The organism is uncultured Aquimarina sp. (assembly GCF_947492405.1).
Taxonomy (GTDB): Bacteria; Bacteroidota; Bacteroidia; order Flavobacteriales; family Flavobacteriaceae; genus Aquimarina.
The window spans coordinates 1,017,124-1,037,605 of sequence record NZ_CANLMP010000001.1 but is presented as its reverse complement, the minus strand read 5'-3'; the positions used below and the strand labels follow the sequence as shown (position 1 = coordinate 1,037,605).

At 33.3% G+C, this 20,482-nt stretch carries 18 protein-coding genes; 11 read left to right on the top strand and 7 right to left on the bottom strand.

The features are described from left to right. Positions 1-64: 64 nt before the first annotated feature. Positions 65-1,135 carry a 3-dehydroquinate synthase gene (aroB, locus tag Q0829_RS04570; RefSeq protein ID WP_298540449.1) on the bottom strand — a complete coding sequence of 357 codons (1,071 nt, stop codon included), beginning with the start codon at positions 1,133-1,135 and terminating at the stop codon, positions 65-67. A 165-nt stretch (positions 1,136-1,300) separates the two neighbouring features. On the opposite strand from aroB, the gene Q0829_RS04565 reads away from it, so the two are divergent. The 4 genes from Q0829_RS04565 (at position 1,301) to Q0829_RS04550 (ending at position 7,594) form a co-directional block, all read left to right on the top strand. Beyond that, positions 1,301-2,476: a proline dehydrogenase family protein gene (locus Q0829_RS04565; protein ID WP_298540447.1), complete on the top strand. Its 1,176-nt coding sequence runs from the start codon at positions 1,301-1,303 to the stop codon at positions 2,474-2,476. 218 nt (positions 2,477-2,694) lie between these two features. Then, positions 2,695-3,072, top strand: coding sequence for a VOC family protein (locus Q0829_RS04560; RefSeq protein ID WP_298540445.1), 378 nt, complete (start codon positions 2,695-2,697; stop codon positions 3,070-3,072). 161 nt (positions 3,073-3,233) lie between these two features. Then, on the top strand, positions 3,234-3,584 hold the full coding sequence (locus Q0829_RS04555) for a hypothetical protein (protein ID WP_298540443.1): 351 nt from the start codon (positions 3,234-3,236) through the stop codon (positions 3,582-3,584). Positions 3,585-4,213: 629 nt separating this feature from the next. After that, the gene (locus Q0829_RS04550; protein WP_298540440.1) at positions 4,214-7,594 is read left to right on the top strand and encodes a reprolysin-like metallopeptidase; all 3,381 of its coding nucleotides are present in this window, start codon (positions 4,214-4,216) and stop codon (positions 7,592-7,594) included. A gap of 117 nt (positions 7,595-7,711) precedes the next feature. Here the strand turns inward: Q0829_RS04550 and Q0829_RS04545 are convergent, their stop codons facing one another. Next, positions 7,712-9,220: a PLP-dependent aminotransferase family protein gene (locus Q0829_RS04545; RefSeq protein WP_298540438.1), complete on the bottom strand. Its 1,509-nt coding sequence runs from the start codon at positions 9,218-9,220 to the stop codon at positions 7,712-7,714. 73 nt (positions 9,221-9,293) lie between these two features. Here Q0829_RS04545 and Q0829_RS04540 point away from each other — a divergent pair, with 73 nt between their 5' ends. From Q0829_RS04540 to Q0829_RS04530, 3 genes are read left to right on the top strand one after another with little or no spacing between them, the layout of a single operon-like run. Beyond that, positions 9,294-9,953, top strand: a complete 660-nt coding sequence (locus tag Q0829_RS04540; RefSeq protein WP_298540436.1) for a pyridoxamine 5'-phosphate oxidase family protein — start codon at positions 9,294-9,296, stop codon at positions 9,951-9,953. 45 nt (positions 9,954-9,998) lie between these two features. Further along, positions 9,999-10,289 carry a DUF1272 domain-containing protein gene (locus tag Q0829_RS04535; protein WP_298540433.1) on the top strand — a complete coding sequence of 97 codons (291 nt, stop codon included), beginning with the start codon at positions 9,999-10,001 and terminating at the stop codon, positions 10,287-10,289. Further along, entirely contained in the window at positions 10,270-10,812 is a 543-nt protein-coding gene (locus Q0829_RS04530; protein ID WP_298540430.1) for a GNAT family N-acetyltransferase, read from the top strand. The genes Q0829_RS04535 and Q0829_RS04530 overlap by 20 nt, the downstream gene beginning before the upstream one ends. Here Q0829_RS04530 and Q0829_RS04525 read toward each other — a convergent pair whose 3' ends face one another. The 5 genes from Q0829_RS04525 to Q0829_RS04505 all read right to left on the bottom strand — a co-directional run bounded on the left by Q0829_RS04525 (position 10,813) and on the right by Q0829_RS04505 (position 15,743). Further along, a complete protein-coding gene (locus Q0829_RS04525; RefSeq protein WP_298540427.1) occupies positions 10,813-11,187 on the bottom strand; it encodes a hypothetical protein in 375 nt (124 codons plus the stop codon). Positions 11,188-11,360: 173 nt separating this feature from the next. Continuing rightward, entirely contained in the window at positions 11,361-12,560 is a 1,200-nt protein-coding gene (locus tag Q0829_RS04520; RefSeq protein WP_298540425.1) for an alanine dehydrogenase, read from the bottom strand. A gap of 157 nt (positions 12,561-12,717) precedes the next feature. Then, positions 12,718-13,242 (bottom strand): hypothetical protein, encoded by a 525-nt coding sequence (locus tag Q0829_RS04515; RefSeq protein ID WP_298540422.1) that lies wholly within the window; start codon positions 13,240-13,242, stop codon positions 12,718-12,720. A gap of 375 nt (positions 13,243-13,617) precedes the next feature. Continuing rightward, a complete protein-coding gene (gene tsaE / locus Q0829_RS04510) occupies positions 13,618-14,031 on the bottom strand; it encodes a tRNA (adenosine(37)-N6)-threonylcarbamoyltransferase complex ATPase subunit type 1 TsaE (protein WP_298540419.1) in 414 nt (137 codons plus the stop codon). Between the two features lie 161 nt (positions 14,032-14,192). Then, positions 14,193-15,743 (bottom strand): PglZ domain-containing protein, encoded by a 1,551-nt coding sequence (locus tag Q0829_RS04505; protein ID WP_298540416.1) that lies wholly within the window; start codon positions 15,741-15,743, stop codon positions 14,193-14,195. Positions 15,744-15,964: 221 nt separating this feature from the next. Here Q0829_RS04505 and Q0829_RS04500 point away from each other — a divergent pair, with 221 nt between their 5' ends. Genes Q0829_RS04500 through lpxA form a run of 4 tightly spaced genes read left to right on the top strand, consistent with a single transcriptional unit; the run spans position 15,965 to position 20,482 of the window. Then, entirely contained in the window at positions 15,965-17,194 is a 1,230-nt protein-coding gene (locus Q0829_RS04500) for an HD domain-containing protein (RefSeq protein WP_298540414.1), read from the top strand. A 25-nt stretch (positions 17,195-17,219) separates the two neighbouring features. Then, entirely contained in the window at positions 17,220-18,248 is a 1,029-nt protein-coding gene (gene lpxD / locus Q0829_RS04495; RefSeq protein ID WP_298540412.1) for a UDP-3-O-(3-hydroxymyristoyl)glucosamine N-acyltransferase, read from the top strand. Then, positions 18,241-19,644: a bifunctional UDP-3-O-[3-hydroxymyristoyl] N-acetylglucosamine deacetylase/3-hydroxyacyl-ACP dehydratase gene (locus tag Q0829_RS04490; protein WP_298540410.1), complete on the top strand. Its 1,404-nt coding sequence runs from the start codon at positions 18,241-18,243 to the stop codon at positions 19,642-19,644. The genes lpxD and Q0829_RS04490 overlap by 8 nt, the downstream gene beginning before the upstream one ends. 55 nt (positions 19,645-19,699) lie before the next feature. Beyond that, positions 19,700-20,482: an acyl-ACP--UDP-N-acetylglucosamine O-acyltransferase gene (lpxA, locus tag Q0829_RS04485; RefSeq protein ID WP_298540407.1), complete on the top strand. Its 783-nt coding sequence runs from the start codon at positions 19,700-19,702 to the stop codon at positions 20,480-20,482.

Below are 20,482 nucleotides of genomic sequence, written 5' to 3'. Positions count from 1 at the left end.
TTTTTTTAATATAGTATATATCGTATATATTATATTGTTCATAAGAATTGCTCATCCAGCATGATTACAATGATGCATAATACTCAAAAGCATCAATGATGATATCATCAGAAACTGTACAGTTATATTTTGCTTCACCAATCGTATTTAGTAATACAAAATAAATATTTCCTTTTTCATTCTTTTTGTCATGAACTAGCAGTTGCATAATAGCTGGATAATCGTTAGGATCGATATCTACTTTTGGGAATGTAGCTAGAATTACCTGGCTTATGATGATAAGCTCTTCTTCTTTTAAGGATAGTTGGGCAGCAGAAATAAACCCTTCCAGGATCATCCCGATAGCAATCGCTTCACCGTGTAGTAATTCTGGTTTCTCTGGATGTGTTAAATAAAAAGATTCAATAGCATGACCTAAGGTATGACCAAAGTTCAGGTATTTACGAATGTTTTGTTCTGTGGGATCTTCAAAAACAATTTTATTTTTAATAACTACAGAGTCATAAATCAATTGATCTAAATCATCTGTAGTAAGCTTTGATAGATCGCTCATTTTCTCCCAATACGCTTTATCTTGAATTAACCCATGTTTTAGCATTTCTGCAAAACCACTACACATTTGATTTACTGGTAAGGTTCCCAGAAATTCAGTATCTACCAGGACCATTTCGGATTCACTGATAACACCCACCATATTTTTAAGGTTACCAAGATCTACACCTGTTTTACCTCCAACGGAAGCATCTACCATAGCGAGCAAAGAGGTTGGAACATTTATATAACTGATACCACGTTTATAGGTGCAAGCAATAAAACCACCAAGGTCAGTTACTACACCACCACCGAGGTTAATGAGCAAACTTTTTCTATCAGCACTGTACTCTGCTAATACACTCCAGATACTACTGCAGGTATCAATATTCTTATTGATTTCACCAGGTTCAATCTCTAATACTTCAACCTCATAATCTCCTTCGACCTTACTCATAAAATGAGCATAACAGTTCTGATAGGTATTACTATCTACAAGAATAAAAATTTTGGAATGGTTCGCTTTCTCTAAATAAGCATTGAGAGCAGTGTAGCATTCATCGTTAAAATAAACGATAGAATCTTTAGAAACTATGGGCTTCATAAATGGTGTTTTAACAGGCTGTGAAATTAAGTAGAATTTGTAATAAAATAAACTTCCAAGTTCTATATTTGCAGATATCTTAAAACAATTGTGAGGGAAATGATAATATGATCATAATTTAAGTGTTTTCGCTCTTATTGTTACGAATTTTAAAATGAATGCTTCATGAAAGAACATACTTTGTTTGATAATACTGAAACTGCTTTTGCGTTAAAAAGTGATTCTGAACTAGAAAGAGCTTACTTTCTTTTTAAAATGATCGCTAATGAACCTCTTGTTCGTATTGGTACTGCTGTTACAAATTTTGCATTAAAAGCCCATTTACCCGTACAAGGTCTTATTAGAGCCACAGTTTTTGATCATTTTTGTGGAGGAGTAGATGAAGAAGATTGTTTACCAGTGGTAGAAAAGATGTATGCTAAGGGTAGAGTTTCGTCTGTATTAGATTACTCTGTAGAAGGAAAAGAAGAAGAGGAACAATTTGATCATGTATTGGATAAAACCATGGAGATTCTGGATTTTGTAGATCAAAAAGAGGCTATTCCGTTTGGGGTTTTTAAACCTACAGGTTTAGGCCGTTTCTTGGTGTGGCAAAAGAAGACAGAAGGTACTCCATTAACTGTGCAAGAAGAGAAAGAATGGAGTAGGATAGAAGAACGTTTTGATAAGGTATGTAGAAAAGCATATGAGTGTGATGTTCCTCTATTAATTGATGGAGAGGAAAGCTGGATGCAGGATGCTGCTGATGAGTTAGTAGCTAAGATGATGGCGAAATACAATAAAGAGAAAGCAATTGTATATAACACCCTACAATTGTACAGGCATGATCGGTTTGAATACCTAAAGAAGTTGCAAGAAGAAGCTAAAAAAGGAGGTTTTAAGATAGGAATGAAGATTGTACGCGGAGCATATATGGAGAAAGAAAATGATCGTGCTCAGGAAAAAGGATATCCAACACCTATCTGCGAAAATAAGGCAGCTACGGATCTTAATTTTAATACGACACTGGAGTATATATTACAAAATCTGGAAGATATTTCTGTGTTTATAGGAACTCATAATGAAGAGAGTTGTTATCAAGCTATCGAGTTAATGAGAAAACAACAAGTAATTAAGAGTGATCCTAGAGTTTGGTTAGGACAGTTATACGGTATGAGTGATCATATAAGTTTTAATTTAGCTGCAGAAGGTTACAATGTGGCTAAATATCTACCTTTTGGTCCTGTAAAGGATGTTATGCCATATTTGATCAGAAGAGCGGAAGAAAACACCTCTGTTGCCGGACAAACTACCAGAGAATTAGATTTATTATCTAAGGAAAGAAAAAGACGAAAGCTCTAGTAGTGATAAGTTTTTGAGTAAGTGAGGATATTCACTTCGTTCATTATGAGGTGAAATTTCGGGTGCGATTTTTAAAATACAACCAAGAAAACATGAATTCTCAATCCTAATCAAAGATCTATTACAGCTTCTCTTCCTTGTAGGGAGAGATGTGAAGATGTATCTTGATAGAGAGGGTAAGTGCAGCACAATTTTTATTATATATTTATGTTTAAACCATGAATCTAAATCAAGTCACAGTTCCATCACTTAATATAGAACGATCTATTTCGTTCTACGAGAAACTAGGTTTACGATTAATTGTCAAGGCTTTGCCTCATTATGCTCGTTTTGAGTGTAAAGAAGGGGATGCTACCTTTTCTATTCATCAGGTTGAAAAGTTACCAAATGGAGATGGTGTTTATGTATACTTTGAAACAACACAATTAGACCAGGAAGTAACACGATTAATAGAACAAGGATTACAGTTTGAGCTGTTACCTACAGATCAAAGCTGGTTATGGAGAGAAGCAAAGCTTAAAGATCCTGATGGGAATCAAATCATTTTGTATTTTGCAGGAGACAATAGAAAGAATCCACCTTGGAGAATTAATTAATTTTTTTACTTGAATTTTATTGCCACAAAACAGTATGTTTTTTGGATTAAATGTTATTTAAATAATAAAGTTTGGTTATTGTTTGTAAAACTGATTACTAATTGGAAACATAGTTTTTAATTATTTATAGATTTTTAGTATTCATTAAAATATTTATATAAATGAAATATTATCTTAGTTGCATCTTATTTTTAGGTATGTTGGTTTTCAATCAATCTTGTAAAACGGCGAAAGCTTCGGAAATGGAAAAAGAAACTCAGGTGGATTCAAATGATAAGATATCTGATGGTTACAAAAAGGGAATTTTAAAGCGTACCAAGGTAAAATCTTGTCCCTATACAATTACAGTAGATACTTACAGTGATAGCCTTGATCCGGTAAATATTGAAGATTTTTTTAAAGAAAATATGCCTGAAAAAGTTTGGGTTAAATTTACTAGTTTAAGAATGCAGAATCGATGCGATATGGGTAGGCCCATACATATCGTTGCTATTGAAGAAAGAGTAGATTAATAATCTCTATTTATAGTTCATTTTATTAGTAAAACGCTATTTGAAAGATTGTTTGACAAAGCATTCAAAATAGATAACTGAAATGGATTTGCACGTTTCACGCCGTTTTTTAGTAGGATTTAGAGGTCTAATGTCTCGAGGTAGATGCGTGGATTTATCTCCTATTGAATACCTCGCTGACTTACCTGGAGGTTTATGTAGCGATCTCAGTTTAGGTCTTAAAACTTTTTCAATTTAACTTGGTTAACGTGAGTTCGAGGTAAGAAAATTCACGTCAGTCTGATTCGTCTTGAGCGGTTTGTATCGAAGACAAGGAGATTTTCAAGCAAAAGCCTAATTTCGATATCCTCCAAAGGCGGACAGGCTAATTTTTTTCCGTTTCACTATGAAAAATCACTCAATTTGACGGCTTTTTAGCACTAAATTTTTATATCGAGTTCACGTTGGTTACTTCATATAGTATTAAGAAACAGATATGCTTTACATAAATTTTAAAATGAAAGTCAATACCTTATCAAAAAGTAAATGTTAAAATTTAACTTTTTGATAGGGTAAAACATCCGAGTGTTGTTTAATAATAAATGAAAGTCATAAAATTTTAAAAGACTATTTGTAAAGCTAATTCTGTTATGAGAAAAAATAATACTCGACAAATCAATTTCTGTTTCTTGTTTTTTGCCTTTATCCTTTGTTATTCTGGTGTGCACGGCCAAAAGAGGGTATGGTCTGAAACGAAACCAAACGCTAAGAATACTAATGTTTCTTTAAAGAATCTAGATGTAGCGCATTTTAAGGTCTTTGATCTTAATTATGAAGATTTTAAAGATCAATTACAAACCGCTCCATTGCGGGGAACGTCCGTTACGAATTCAAGATCTATCATTTCTTTTCCAAATGAGCAAGGAAAAATATCACAATATAAAGTGATGGAGACTTCAATCTTTTCATCAAAAGATAATACATACCAACATCCTAATATTAAAACCTATTTAGGATGGCGAACAGATAATTCTGGAACTAGAGCAAGATTTAGTGTGACTCCTCAGGGGCTTAAAGCGATGATATCGGAGCCTGGAAAAGAAACTGTTTTTATTCAACCTATAACCAAAAAATCTAAGAAACAGTATTTAATTTATAATAAATCTGCAAGAGTAGGAGTGAAAGAAAATTTTGAATGTCTGACTGAAGATCTCAATACACGGGTAAAAAATGCTCCAAAATCAATAGCAAAAGATGCTAATGATCAGGTATTAAGAACTTTTAGAATGGCTGTTACTACAACGAGTGAATACACAGCCTTTTGGGATGATGGCGATGCTAGCAACGGAGATGCTAGGGCAGATGCGCTAGCTCAGGTGGTATCCACTATGAATCGTGTTAATGAAGTGTATGAATCAGATATGGCGATAACGTTCGTCCTTGTAGATACAGCTGATGATCCTGCACTAGATTTGATTTACGAAGATCCGGATCCTTACTCTAATAATGTTCTTGTAGAAATGCAGACTGTTATCGATCAAACTGTGGGGGCTGAGGATTATGATATTGGTCACTTATTTGTATATAATCCTAATGGAAACAACGGAGCTGCAGGTGATATAGGAAATGTTTGTCGCGTCGGTGTTACTGGTGGTATTGGAAAAGCAAGTGGTTTTTCAGCTCATACTTTTACCGGAGATAATGGAGGGCCATATATGTCAGATTATTTTGATGTGGATTATGTGGCACATGAGATAGGTCACCAAATGGGCGCAAATCATACCTGGTCATTTAGTAGTGAAGGGACTGGTGTGAATGTGGAACCAGGAAGTGGAACCACTATTATGGGATATGCCGGGATAACTGCAGAAAATGATGTACAACTTCATAGTGATGCTCATTTTCATTATGCTAGTATTAATCAGATTCTTAATTTAGTCAGTCCTGCAGGGAGTTGTGCTATGACTACTCCAATTACTAATGCTCCTCCTGTAGCAGATGCAGGTCTTGATTATGTAATTCCTAATGGTACAGCTTTTATTTTAAAAGCATCTGTTACCGATGCAGATGCTGGGGATGTACATACATATACTTGGGAACAGTTAGATGATGGTATTACAACATTTCAGACGTTTGGCCCAGACAAGACTACAGGGGCTGTATGGAGATCAAGACCTCCTAGTATTAGTCCTAATAGATATATGCCGATATTAGAGAGAGTGTTGACAGGAGGATTAACCCAAACCAATCCGGTTTTAAATGTGGAGAACACCTCTTGGGAAACTGTATCTAATGTAGCACGTGAATTAAATTTTGGATTAACAGTTAGAGATCGCTCAGAAAGTGGAGGATTTGGTCAAACACCGCAATCAGACTTTGACGAGATGAAGGTTACTGTAGATGGAACCGCTGGTCCATTTGTCGTAACATCACAGTCAACAGAAGAATTCTGGCCGGTATCATCCACCAAGACAATTACCTGGAATGTGGCAGGAACGGATACAGGGGCTGTCAATGTTTCTACAGTAAATATTTTACTATCCTCAGATGGAGGATTAACATTTCCTGTAACATTAGCAGCGGCAGTACCTAATAATGGTTCATATGAAATTACTGTACCTGATATTGCAAATACTGCAACAGCTAGAATTATGATAGAGGCCAATGATAATATATTTTATGCTGTAAATAGTTCTAACTTTACCGTAGATAGTGCAAGTTTCGATATTGAGGTAAATAATCTTACTCAAGATGTGTGTTTACCTGACAATGGAATAGTATACAATTTCTCTTATGAGACGTTTTCTGGATTTAATAGTACCACTAGTTTTACGGTTAATGGATTGCCTGCAGGAGCAACAGCTGTTATAAACCCCACTTCAGCTACTCAAGGCACTATGGGGACGGTTACAATATCGGGGCTAGACTCGGTAGATTTGGGTTCATATGCTTTTGCTCTGGAAGCAACTTCTGGAACTGATAAAAGGACAGTCGATAATCTTGGGTTTAGATTATATCCGGAAACACTGTCGGCAGTTACATTATCTAGTCCAGAAAATAACGCAGACAATGTTTCTTTAACCTCCAATCTAACCTGGAGTGCAGATGTTAGTGCAACTAACTATTTAATAGAAATTGCAACTGATCAAAACTTTACTGAAATAGTTGAGTCTGGTAATTTGGATACGACATCTTACACTACTCGAAGTTTACTGGATGCTACTACTTATTTTTGGAGAGTAACAAGCTCAAATCCTTGTGATACAGGAATGGTTTCAGTAGTAAATAGTTTTACTACAGTAGCCTGTTACACATTTAATTCCGTACAAAATGATATTACAATACCAGATACTGGTACTGCAAACCACGTGATTACTTCTACGATTACTGTTGCGGAGGATATAACAATTAGTGATTTAAATATTAGTGTTAACATTCTACATGACTATGTAGAAGATATAGAGTTACGATTGATTTCTCCGGAAGGAAGCGAAATTGTTCTATTAGGTGGGGTTTGCGGTGCAGGAGATAATATGGCAGTTACCTTTGATGATGAGGCAGATGGTTCCCTTGAATGTAGTGCCAGTGCTCCTGCTGTTGAAGGTATTATCATACCTGCTAATCCTTTATCTACTTTTCAAAATGAAAGTGCTCTAGGTGATTGGGTACTCCAAATCACAGATGTATTCCCAAGTGCAGATGGCGGTGAATTCCAAAATTTTTCATTACAAATATGTGGTCAGGAATCAACTACATTGAGCATTAATGATTTAAGTGAAGAGGTTTCCTTAATAATCTCACCTAATCCGTCAGAAGGTAATGTCTTAGTCACTATGGATGTATTAAATAATGACGATATAAATATTGATTTATATGATTTAAGAGGTCGTCTGATTAGTACACAGTCTTTTAACAATCCAGGAAATACTTTTAAGGAGGAATTACAATTCATTGATTTGGCACCAGCTATTTATATCTTAAGTATTGAAAATGGTGGGCAAAGGATAAGTAAACAATTGGTTATTAAATAATATGGTAAATTAATTTACCATATACATTGACAAAGATCTTTACACTAAAAAACTTAGTGTAAAGATCTTTTTATAAACGGAAGATTTTACAAAGGCACCACAATTTTATAATCTAATTTAAACGGCTTTTAATTCTAAAACTTTCATTACGGTTTCTAATATCTCAATTACGTTATAAATTTCTTCTTCATTAAATTTTGCAAAACCTATTCTAAAACCGTTGTGACCACTGTTGTCATTATCATATCGTTTCCAATCATTAATGAAAGTCAAATTTTGTTTTCTGGATTCTGTGATTACTAAGTCCCAATGATATGGTTTCTTTAATTTCACCCAAACAGCCATTCCGCCTTTTGGTATTTCAAAATCAAAAAAATCACCTAATTTTTCTTGCAATAATTTACAGAACAAATCTCTACGTGTTTTATAAATCCTACGCACTTTACTGCTATGTCTTTGCACATCACCATTGCTAATCATTCTAGCTAGTGTTTGTTCTAATAAAGTATCTCCTTGTCTATCTAATATTCTTCTTAACCTTGCTGCTTCATCTACTACTTCCTTTGGAGCAATGAAATATCCAATACGAAGTGCGGGAGCAATAATCTTTGTAAAACCACCAATATATATTACATTTCCATGAGTATCATTACTTGCTAACGGAAGAATAGGAGCATTGCTGTAGTGGAAATCGTAATCATAATCATCTTCAATAATAGCAAAATTGTACTGTTGTGATAACTGTAATAAATGCATGCGTCGCTCTGCTGATAAAGTAACAGTAGTAGGATGATGATGATGAGATGTTACATATATTGCACTAATGATTTGTTTTTTGCAGATCTTTTCGATTTCGTTAGTATTCATTCCTTGTTTATCAACAGAGACACGTTTTATAATTCCTTCTGCTTCTGTAAATGTATTATCGGCTGTCATATAATTTGTGTTTCCTGTGATAATAACGTTTTGATTATTAAGTAGTAGTTGACTGGCAAGATAAATACCCATTTGACTTCCTCTGGTGATTAGGACATTATCAATAGTGATTTTTAATCCTCTTGTTTGATTTAGATAGGGTACTAATGCTTTGCGTAATTCAATATTTCCATAGATGTCGCCATAGGTGAGTAGCGCTCTGTGATGTGTTTTCTTTGTGATATTTCTATATGTTTTAGCAATATCCTCAATAGGAGCTAATCTATGGTCTGGAACTCCATCATCTATTTTAAAAGCAGCCTGCATAGTTTCTATTTCTTTTCTAAAAAGATGTTTTCGTTTTTTAAATGGAAAACCTACAGTTTCGGAAGTTCTATTAGAAATATCATTGTTTTGAAGCTTTTTAGGATTCACAATAGGCAAATCCTGACTTACAAATGTTCCTCTTGCAGGGATACTTTCTATCCAACCTTGGGACATTAGTTCATCGTAAGCAGCGATAACTGTTTTTCTATGTACATTGAGATCTTCTGATAGTTTTCGAGATCCAGGAAGTTTTGTGGAAGGAGCAAGTTTTCCTGATTTGATAAAACCAATCATCTGATCGCATAATTGTAAATAAAGATGACGATTTGATTTTCTGTCTAAATCAATGTTGCTTTTAAAAGGAAATATAACCGGACTACTCATAATATATAAACTGGATTAGTTTAACAATCCATAAAACTACTAATTTTGGCTTAAATCAAAAAACGAATATGTAATGTCACAATATCAGGTATCCGAACTCAATAAAGTAATAAGAGGTTCAAAAAGAGCAAATTATAATGTTGAAGAAATTAATAAAATTCTAGATGATACATTTTTATGTCATGTAGGATATGTTTGGCAGAATAATGCGATTGTGATACCCACCGCTTATGGTAGAGATGGAGATACGATCTATATTCATGGTTCATTAAAAAATAGAATGATTACTAATTTATTAGCAGCCGGGAGTGCTAGTATTTCTGTTACTCATCTTGATGGATTGGTGTTAGCTAGATCCGCGTTTCATCATTCTGCAAATTATCGATCTGTAAATGTTTTTGGAACCGTTCGAAAAGTAGAAGATGCTGAAGAAAAGATGAAAGCTTTGGAATGTATCCTAAACCATATGGTTCCCGGACATTGGAATAATATTAGACAGCCAAACGAAAAAGAATTTAACGCTACATTGGTCATGGCAATTAAGATGGATACGGCTTCTGCCAAGGTTAGGGCAGAAGGAGTTGTAGACGAAAAAGAGGATCACAGTTTACCAATTTGGGCGGGAGTGATACCAATTAAGCAGACAGCGAGTGATCCGGTCTCTGATGCTGATTTAGGGGAAGCTGTAAAAGTTCCTGAAGCGGTTTTAAGTTATGTAAAAAATAAAAGCTAATTTTTAATTAGTAATTCAACAATCGTAATTCGTAATTTTATTGTTATGCTAGAAATAAGACCAACCTGTGAAAATTGTAACAAATCTTTACCTAATGATAGTAAAGAAGCCATGATTTGTACTTTTGAATGTACATTTTGCAAAGATTGTGTAGATACTATTTTACAGAATGTATGCCCTAATTGTGGAGGAGGTTTTACTAAAAGACCAACGAGACCTTCTCATCTTTTAGAAAAATATCCTGTAAGTACGAACATTATTCATAAACCTGTGAATTACGAAATTTACAAAGAGCTACAGAATAAATTTATACATATTGAATCCAGAGAAAGATAATGATATGAGCGTGCAAATAAAGATAGCTACGATAGATGATATTGAGGATATTTCGTTTTTGGGGCAAAAAACGTTTGATCAATCCTTTGGTCATCTGTTTAAAGATAGAAAGGATTTAACTGATTATTTAGAAAGTACATTTTCGGTTGAAAAATTAAGAAACAGTATTGTTAAGACACATAATGTATATTGGATTGTTTTTTATGAAGATAACGCTGTAGGATATGCTAAAATTCAATTGGACTCACCTTCAGAGTTTATTGAATCCCCAAAAACCTGTAAGTTGCAAAAGATATATATACTAAAAGAATATTTATCTATAGGAATCGGAGCTCAATTAAACCAATTGATATTTGATAGAGCAATAGGTAATAACAGTGAATATATCTGGTTGTCCGTTTTAAAATCAAATGAAAAAGCCGTTAGATTTTATGAAAGGAATTCATATACGATTGTAGGTGAACATCCATTTAGTATTGGTAAAGAAGATTTTGATTTTTGGGTAATGAGTAGAAAACTATAATTATTTAATAATTTCTAACGAATTCACTTGTGCAATAGAGTCGCAATTAGCAATAAGTAGTCCGATAGTTTTTTCTTTAGCTAGTCCTTCTATAAAATATGTATTACAAGAGTCTAAATCAGTATTACTTTTACCGAAATCTACATCTCCCGATTTTAGAATATTAGAGATATCTGCAGTATCTATGCTATAATTTTGCATAGTCGTGAGTACTTCTTTAGAAAACACCCGTTCTTTAATCCTGATGTTTTTTAGTACCCGAGCAGTAGGAGTGTAGTCACAAGAAGCCTTTTTTCCTCCTAAAAAGAAAAATAACAGAAATAATCCAATAATAAACCCAAAAAAGTAAAACCCCAGTCGGTGCGCTAGTTTCATATGTTATAAAAATCAATGCAAAAATAGTTAAAGTTTATGAGTTTGTTGGTGGGTTTTTTAGTTTTCGGGTACTAACAATTTTATTACATATTACTTGATTATTTTTTACCATGAGTTTAAGACTCAAAGCAAGCAGGCAATGCTTGCACTCTCACCACTCCAAAACTCACTTACTATAGAATCAACAAATTAATATCTCGATAAGATAAATCAAACCAATCTGCGATAGATTTACTTGTTAGAATACCGTGGTAGAAATACAATCCACTTTTTAATCCACGATCAAAACGCACAGCATTTTCTATACCTCCTTCTTCGCCGATCTGTAGGATATAAGGCGTAAAAATATTACTAATAGATAGTGATGATGTCTTTGCATAGCGAGATGGAATATTTGGAACACAATAATGCACTACTCCGTGTTTTTCGAAAGTAGGATGATCGTGAGAAGTAACTTCACTTGTTTCAAAACAACCACCCATATCAATACTTACATCTATAACAACGGCACCATTTTTCATCCTTTCTACCATTGTTTCTGATACAATAATAGGGGATCTGTTTTTTCCTCTAACTGCACCAATAACCACATCACAACGTCTTAATGCTTTTAATAAGTTTTTAGGCTGTATAGTAGAAGTATAAAGAGGTCGTCCGATATTTGTCTGAATACATCTTAGTTTAGTAATAGAGTTGTCAAACACTTTTACATTAGCTCCTAAACCAATAGCAGAACGCGCTGCAAATTCTCCTACAGTACCTGCGCCAATAATCACTACTTCTACTGGTGGTACGCCACTTATATTACCCATCATCAATCCAGAACCATGTGTAGCGCTACTCATTAATTCTGAGGCAATTAATACCGCTGCTGTACCTGCTATTTCACTTAATGCACGAACTGCAGGATATGCACCATCTGCATCACGAATAAATTCAAATCCAAGAGCAGTAATTCTTTTTTTAGCCAGTTCCTGAAAATAATCTTTAGATTGTGTTTTAAGCTGTAATGCGGAGATCAAAACCGTTTGTGGATTGATATGAGCTAATTCTTCTATAGATGGCGGTTCTACCTTGAGGATAATTGGGCATCCAAAAACTTTTTTAGTATCGTTAGTGATTTCTGCTCCGGCTTCGCTATACTCATTATCTGTAAAACTAGCTCCTATTCCAGCGTTAGATTCGATCAATACTCTATGTCCATGTGCTGTTAGGGCTGCCACGGCGTCTGGAGTGAGGCATACACGTTTCTCTTGGTAACTGGTTTCTTTAGGGATTCCTATAAAAAGTCTTCCTTTTTTACGGGCCACTTCTATCATTTCCTCTTGTGGCAAGAGTTGCTCTTTGGTAAAAGGAGAGGTTGGTTTGCTCATTTGTGTGATCTTCTATATCTCAAATTACGAATAAAAATGAATAGTATGCAAATTTAGTAGTAAGCGAGTGAATGAGTTTCTGAGTTTTTTGAGTCAGAAAGAATACTGTTTATGATAATTTGATTTGATGATATACAATGAGTAGAATACCTAATAGCTATCTAAGCCTATTCCACCAGGACTTTTTGTTTGATTTGTTAAAAGTGCTTAATTCTGATAAATCAATCCCATGAATTATATCAAAAACTTTAGTTCTTACAGCATAAACTACTGATAAAATAATAATGGTAATGGGAATAAGATAGAAGATTTCATCATCATTTATTATTTGTGAATCCTCAATAATTAAAGAGATAAGTTGAAAAGAATATAGGGCAATAGGAATTAGAATTACTGGATACCACCAATGCCTACAGGTGAAAAACCAAATAATGAATAGTGATAGTGGAATTAATTTGCCAAGGAGTACCCATACAAATACATTAACACTTTCATAATATTTACTTTGATAACTAAAAAGGGAATTTTCCCAGATTTTGCCATCTGGGAAAATATCATTAATATAAAATAAGAATGGTACTGTTGCTATAAGAAATACAATCAGACTACTTATTTTTAGGTACTTTAATTTTTGTTTTGTCGAGTGATTTTGGGGTTGTTGTTCCTTGCTGGGTGTTGTCATTTTGTGTGGTTGAGGTATAGGGTTTTGTCAGGTTATTATTATCTACATCGGAGATCATGTAGGTAGCTAGGGTAAAGAAAAAACTGAAAAAGATAGTTGTTGTGATTTTCATTTTATAGGATTTAAAATTAGTTATATCCCAAACTTAGATGAAAATCAAATGATTGTTCAATTTAAAAAAATTGTAATTTCGCGAGCTGTAACAGGTTGTTTTTGTTGCTGAAAAAAAGTAAAAATACTACGTTGTTTCTGTCGAAAACCATTTTTTTATCGATTAAATACTAGTAAAAATCAACAATAAAAATAGTTTATTATTATTGTAAGAAAAAGAGTAATTCTGTTAAATTTTACTAAAATGGCTTTTTTAACATATTTTTACCCTAATGAAAGTACTCTTTTACCATCGTCGAGAAGGTCTATTTTTATTTTAACACAGTTTTCTGGTAATAAATTAGAGATTCTATCCGACCATTCTATGAATATCCAAGCGTCTACCATATCGAGGTATTCTTCGAAACCAATATCATAGGCCTCTTCTTCATCTTGTATTCTATAAAAATCAAAATGATAAATAGTGTTGTGTTCTCCTTTATACTCATTTACTAGAGAGTAAGTAGGACTAGAAATCGTATCAGATGCACCTAGTTGTTTGCATATTTCTTTAATTAAGGTAGTTTTTCCAACACCCATTGCTGCATTAAAGAGTAATAGCTTACTTGTATTTTTGGTGTTATAGATTAACTGCTTTGCTACTATAGAAAGATCTTCAAGAGTATATGTAATAGTCATTGTTTTAATAAAAAAATTGGCTTATGTTATTTTGGTATAATAAGTTAATCAAAATGTTATTAAAAGCAGAATTTAGGCTTCTCTCCCTTTGGGAGAGATGTCCGCCTAAGCGGACAGAGAGGGAAGCAATTCTTTATTTAAATTTTAATCCTTTTGTATAGTTACCTCGGATTTAATACTACAAAAGGTATAATCATTTCTTCTAAAGAAACTCCTCCATGTTGGTAGGTGTTTCTATAATAACTAACATAATGATTATAGTTGTTAGGATATGCAAAGAAATAATCTCCTTTAGCAAATATAAACGAACTACTCATATTTATAGAGGGTAAGTGTATAGATTTTGGATTAGTTGCGGCCAATACTTCTTTGTTTTCATAAGTGAGGCTTTTACCAGTTTTATATCTTAAATTTAGACTAGTGTTTTTATCACCAATAACTTTTGAAGGGTTTTTTACATTAATCGTTCCATGGTCAGTTGTGATTATCAATTTAAATCCCATCTGTTGTGCTTGCTGTATCATATCGAGCAAGGGTGAGTTCTTAAACCAACTCTGAGTTAGAGATCTATAGGATTTATCATTAGAAGCTAATTCTTTTATTACTTCCATTTCTGTTTTGCTATGAGATAACATATCCACAAAATTGTAAACAACAACAGTCAGATCATTATCTTTTAGTCCTTTAAAATTAGCAGCAAGTGTTTTACCAGAACGTTCATTAGTTATTTTGTAATATTCGTGCTGTATATCTAAACCAAGCCTTTGTAATTGTGCAGTAAGAAATTCATTTTCATTCATATTCTTACCACCTTCATCGGTATCATCTAGCCAAAGATCTGGATGTCGTTTTTTCATATCGGCAGGCATCAGACCAGAGAAAATAGAATTACGCGCATATTGGGTAGCAGTTGGTAGAATACTACAATACGAAATTTCTTCTTCTTTCTTATAGTAATTATTTACAATTGGCTCAAAAGCTTTCCATTGATCATACCTAAGATTATCAATAACTATAAATAGTGTAGGTTGGTCTTTACTGATTTCAGGAACTACTTTTTGTTTAAACAATGTATGAGACATAATCGGAGCATCTTCATCACCGTTAAACCAATCCGGATAATTCTTATCAATAAATTTACAGAATTGGGAATTTGCTTCTACTTTCTGAGATTCTAAAATCTCAAACATACCAGTATCTTCAATATCTTCTAGTTGAATTTCCCAATATACCAACTTTTGATACAGCTCTACCCAAGCAGAATAAGAATTTACCATAGCCATATCCATAGCTATTTTTCTAAATTCTTGCTGATAGTTAGAAGTAGTTTTTTCAGAAACTAATCTGGAGTGATCTAGATTCTTTTTTAGACTTAATAATATTTGATTTGGATTAACAGGTTTAATAAGATAATCCGCAATTTTACTTCCGATTGCTTCTTCCATGATATATTCTTCCTCACTCTTAGTAATCATCACTACAGGAAGACTATCATTTTTTTCTTTGATTTCTGCTAAAGTATCAATTCCAGAAAGTCCTGGCATATTTTCATCAAGAAAAACAATGTCAAAATTCTTTTCTTCTAGCGTTTCTAGTGCCTCAGTGCCACTTTGACATTTGGTTACTTCATAATTTTTCTTTTCCAGGAATAGTATATGGGGTTTTAGTAAATCAATTTCATCATCTACCCAAAGTATCTTTATATTGCTCATTATAGGCTGTTTTTTTATGCTATTTATTATTATAAGGTGTTATATGATTTAAGAATATGACTTTTTCAATTTTATGACCACCTTATCTGTTGTATTGACTGTTTATTTTCTAAATTATTACAGTTTTACTTTTTAAAATGTATACACATTGTATAATTCTATTGCTTAATTCGTAATTCTGAATTCATACATATATATTTGTTAGCAAAAGTAAAGTAAACTTGAAAAAAAGAAATAAACTTAAAATACTAAACGACCCAATTTACGGTTTTATTACGATACCTAATGAACTAATTTTTGATCTTATAGAGCATAGGTATTTTCAGAGGTTAAGAAGAATATCCCAGATGGGGCTTTCTTATTTAGTATATCCAGGAGCACATCATACACGTTTTCATCACGCGTTAGGTTGCATGCATTTAATGCAAAATGCTGTGCGAGTTCTTCGTTTTAAGGGGGTTAGTGTTTCTTCAGAAGAAGAAGATGCCTTGTGCACTGCTATATTGTTACACGATATTGGGCATGGACCTTTCTCTCATGCGATGGAGCATAGTATTGTTAATGAAGTAAATCACGAGTCAATTTCTTTGATGTTTATGGAGAAAATAAACGAAGAATTTAACGGTAGTTTAACGCTTGCCATACAAATTTTTAAAGGAGAGTATCATCGTCAGTTTCTTCATCAATTAATTTCTGGTCAATTGGATATGGATCGTCTGGATTATCTAAAGCGAGATAGTTTTTATACAGGTGTTGCAGAAGGAAATATAAATAGTGAACGTTTAATTACTATGCTTAATGTAGTAGATGATGAATTAGTAGTCGAAGAAAAGGGTATATATTCAGTAGAGAAGTTTTTATTAGCAAGACGTCTTATGTATTGGCAGGTATATCTTCATAAAACAAGTTTAGTCGCAGAAAGTTTATTAATTAGAGTATTAAAAAGAGCAAAAGAATTAGTTGGCCAAGGAAAAAAACTTAGTTCAAGCAAGGCACTGTTGTTCTTTTTAGAAAACAAAATTACGGCTGATAATTTTACGGATGATGTTTTAGAGACTTTTTCGAAATTAGATGATTATGATATTGTATCAGCTATGAAAGAATGGACTACCTCTGATGATTTCGTTTTACGGAGCCTATGTAATATGATTATTGATAGGGATTTACTAAAAATAAAAATAAAGAAGAAAACGTTTAACGAAGGAAAAATAAAAAGAAGAGTTGATGAATTTAAAGAGAAATATAAAATTTCTGATGAAGAAGCTCGTTATTTTGTGTTTACAGGAACCATTTCTAATCAAGCATATCATCAAAATAGACAGAATATAAATATTTTATATAAGTCGAGTAAAATAGTTGATATTGTGAGTGCTACGGATCAATTTAATTTAAAGGCATTGTCAAAACCTGTAACTAAATATTTTATATGTTACCCAAAGCATATAGATTAACACATTTTTTATACTTTTGTTGCTAATGATTTTTACAGCCACACAAATTGCAGGTATACTGAATGGTGAAATCGAAGGAGATGAAACCGTAGAAGTATCAAAACTAGCAAAGATAGAAGAAGGAACTAAAGGTTCGTTAACATTCTTGTCTAATCCTAAATATACCCCATATATTTACTCTACGGATGCGTCTATTACTATAGTAGATAAAACATTTGAAGCTGAATCTAATATAAAAACTACTTTAATTAGGGTTGAAGATGCTTACAAAGCATTTTCGCAATTATTGGATTACTATAATATGGTAAAGATGAATAAAACAGGTATTGAACAGCCCAGTTTTATTTCGGATACCGCTAAGTATGGTGATGATATGTATTTAGGAGCATTTTCTTATTTAGGAGATAATGTAAATATTGGTCAAAATGCCAAGATCTATCCAAATGTATATATAGGAGATAATGTAACCATTGGAGATAATGCTGTAGTTTTTGCAGGAGCAAAAATATATTCTGAAACGATTATAGGTAATAACTGCGTAATTCATAGTGGAGTAATCGTCGGAGCGGATGGATTTGGTTTTACACCAAATGAGAAAGGAGAATATAGTAAAGTTCCACAGACGGGTAATGTGATCATAGAAGATAATGTAGATGTTGGTGCAGGAACTACGATAGATAGAGCAACCTTAGGTTCTACAATTATTCGTAAAGGAGTTAAATTGGATAATCAGATTCAGATTGCTCATAATGTAGAAATTGGAGAACATACTGCCATTGCTGCCCAGACCGGAATTGCAGGATCCACTAAAATTGGGAAATATTGCTTAATTGGCGGTCAAGTAGGTATTGCAGGACACCTTGTTATAGGTAATAAAGTTAGAATTCAGGCACAATCTGGAATTGGAAGAAATATAAAAGACGGAGAAGCTATTCAAGGATCTCCGGCATTAGGGTACTCTGATTATAATAAATCTTATGTACATTTTAAAAATTTACCCAAAATTGTAGATAGAGTATACAAACTTGAGAAAAAGATAAATGACAATGAGTAATTCCGTTGCAAATAAACAAAGGACGATTCAAAAAGAAGTCGAACTCAGAGGAGTAGGGCTTCATACCGGAAAAGAGGTTATACTTACTTTTAAACCAGCACCTGAGAATCACGGATATGCATTTTGTCGTGTCGATTTAGAAGGGAGTCCGATTATAGAGGCAGATGCTAATTATGTAGTAAATACGCAAAGAGGCACAAACCTGGAAAAGAATGGTGTAAGCATCCAGACATCCGAACATGTACTTGCTGCTTGTGTTGGTTTAGAGATTGATAATCTTTTAATAGAGCTAAACGCTTCAGAACCGCCTATTATGGATGGATCTAGTAAGTTTTTTATAAAAGCTTTAGAAGAAGCAGGTATTGTAGAACAGGAAGCAGAAAGAGATGAATATATCGTAAAAGATGTAATTTCTTATACAGACGAAGAATCTGGAAGTGAAATTATCGTAATGCCATCAGATGAATATCAGGTAACTACTATGGTAGATTTTGGTACTAAAGTTTTGGGTACACAAAATGCGTCATTAAAGCACCTTTCAGAATTTAAGAAAGAAATAGCTGATGCCAGAACATTTAGTTTTTTACATGAGCTAGAAATGTTATTAGAACATGGTCTTATTAAAGGTGGTGATCTTAATAATGCAATTGTATATGTAGATAAGGAGTTAAGTTCTAGTACCATGGAAAAACTAAAAGTTGCCTTTGGTAAGGATTCTATAGCTATAAAACCAAATGGGATATTAGATAATCTTACTCTTCATTATCCTAACGAAGCTGCAAGGCATAAGCTGCTAGACGTAATAGGAGACCTTGCGTTAATAGGAACACGTATTCGAGGAAAAATCATAGCAAATAAGCCTGGACATTATGTTAATACTCAGTTTGCTAAAAAACTTTCGAAGATTATAAAAATAGAGAAACGTAATAAAGTTCCTCAGTTTGATCTAAATAAAGAACCTTTGATGGATATCAATAAAATTATGTCTATGCTTCCACATAGACCACCATTTTTATTGATTGATCGCATTTTAGAAATGTCGGATAAGCATGTTGTAGGAATGAAAAATGTGACTATGAATGAGCCATTTTTTGTTGGTCATTTTCCTGGGGCGCCTGTTATGCCAGGAGTTATGCAAGTAGAAGCAATGGCTCAGACAGGAGGTATTCTTGCTTTAAGCACTGTTCCAGATCCAGAGAATTATCTTACTTATTTTATGAAAATAGACAAGGTGAAATTTAAACAACAGGTATTACCAGGAGATACACTAATATTTAAATTAGAATTGCTTACTCCAATAAGAAGAGGAATTTGTCATATGCAAGCTTTTGCTTACGCTAATGGAAAATTAGTGACAGAAGCGGAGCTTATGGCCCAAATCGTGAAATCAAAATAATTATTTAGTATACTAAATAAAATTTGTTTATACTAAAAATATTAAAATCAAATCAATGAATCAGCCTTTAGCATATGTTCATCCCGGAGCAAAGATTGCAAAAAATGTAGTCATCGAACCTTTTACTACGATTCATAATAATGTGGTTATAGGAGAAGGAACCTGGATCGGTTCCAATGTAACTATTATGGAAGGAGCTCGTATAGGTAAAAATTGTAGTATTTTTCCTGGAGCTGTTATCTCTGCTACTCCACAGGATAAAAAGTTTAATGATGAAGATACTACTACCGAAATAGGCGATAATACTACTATTCGTGAGTGTGTTACTATCAATAGAGGTACTGCAGATAGAATGACAACCAAGATTGGTAAAAACTGTTGGATAATGGCATATTGCCATATAGCTCATGATTGTATAGTAGGTGATAATTGTATATTTTCTAATAATAGTACACTTGCCGGTCATATTAATGTTGGAGATTTTGTAGTTTTAGCAGGTATGGCTGCAGTACAGCAATTTTGCAGTATAGGTAATCATGCATTTGTGACAGGAGGATCTTTAGTTCGTAAAGATGTACCACCTTATGCTAAAGCAGCTCGTGAACCACTTTCGTATGTTGGAATAAATTCAATAGGATTGCGAAGAAGAGGTTTTTCAACAGAGAAAATAAGAGAAATACAATCTATTTATAGAATTTTGTATCAAAGCAATTATAATAATTCTCAAGCTGTAGCTATTATTGAAGCAGAGATGGAAGCTACACCCGAACGAGACGAGGTTTTGGAGTTTATTAAGAACTCTCAAAGAGGTATTATGAAAGGATATTTCTCTAACTAA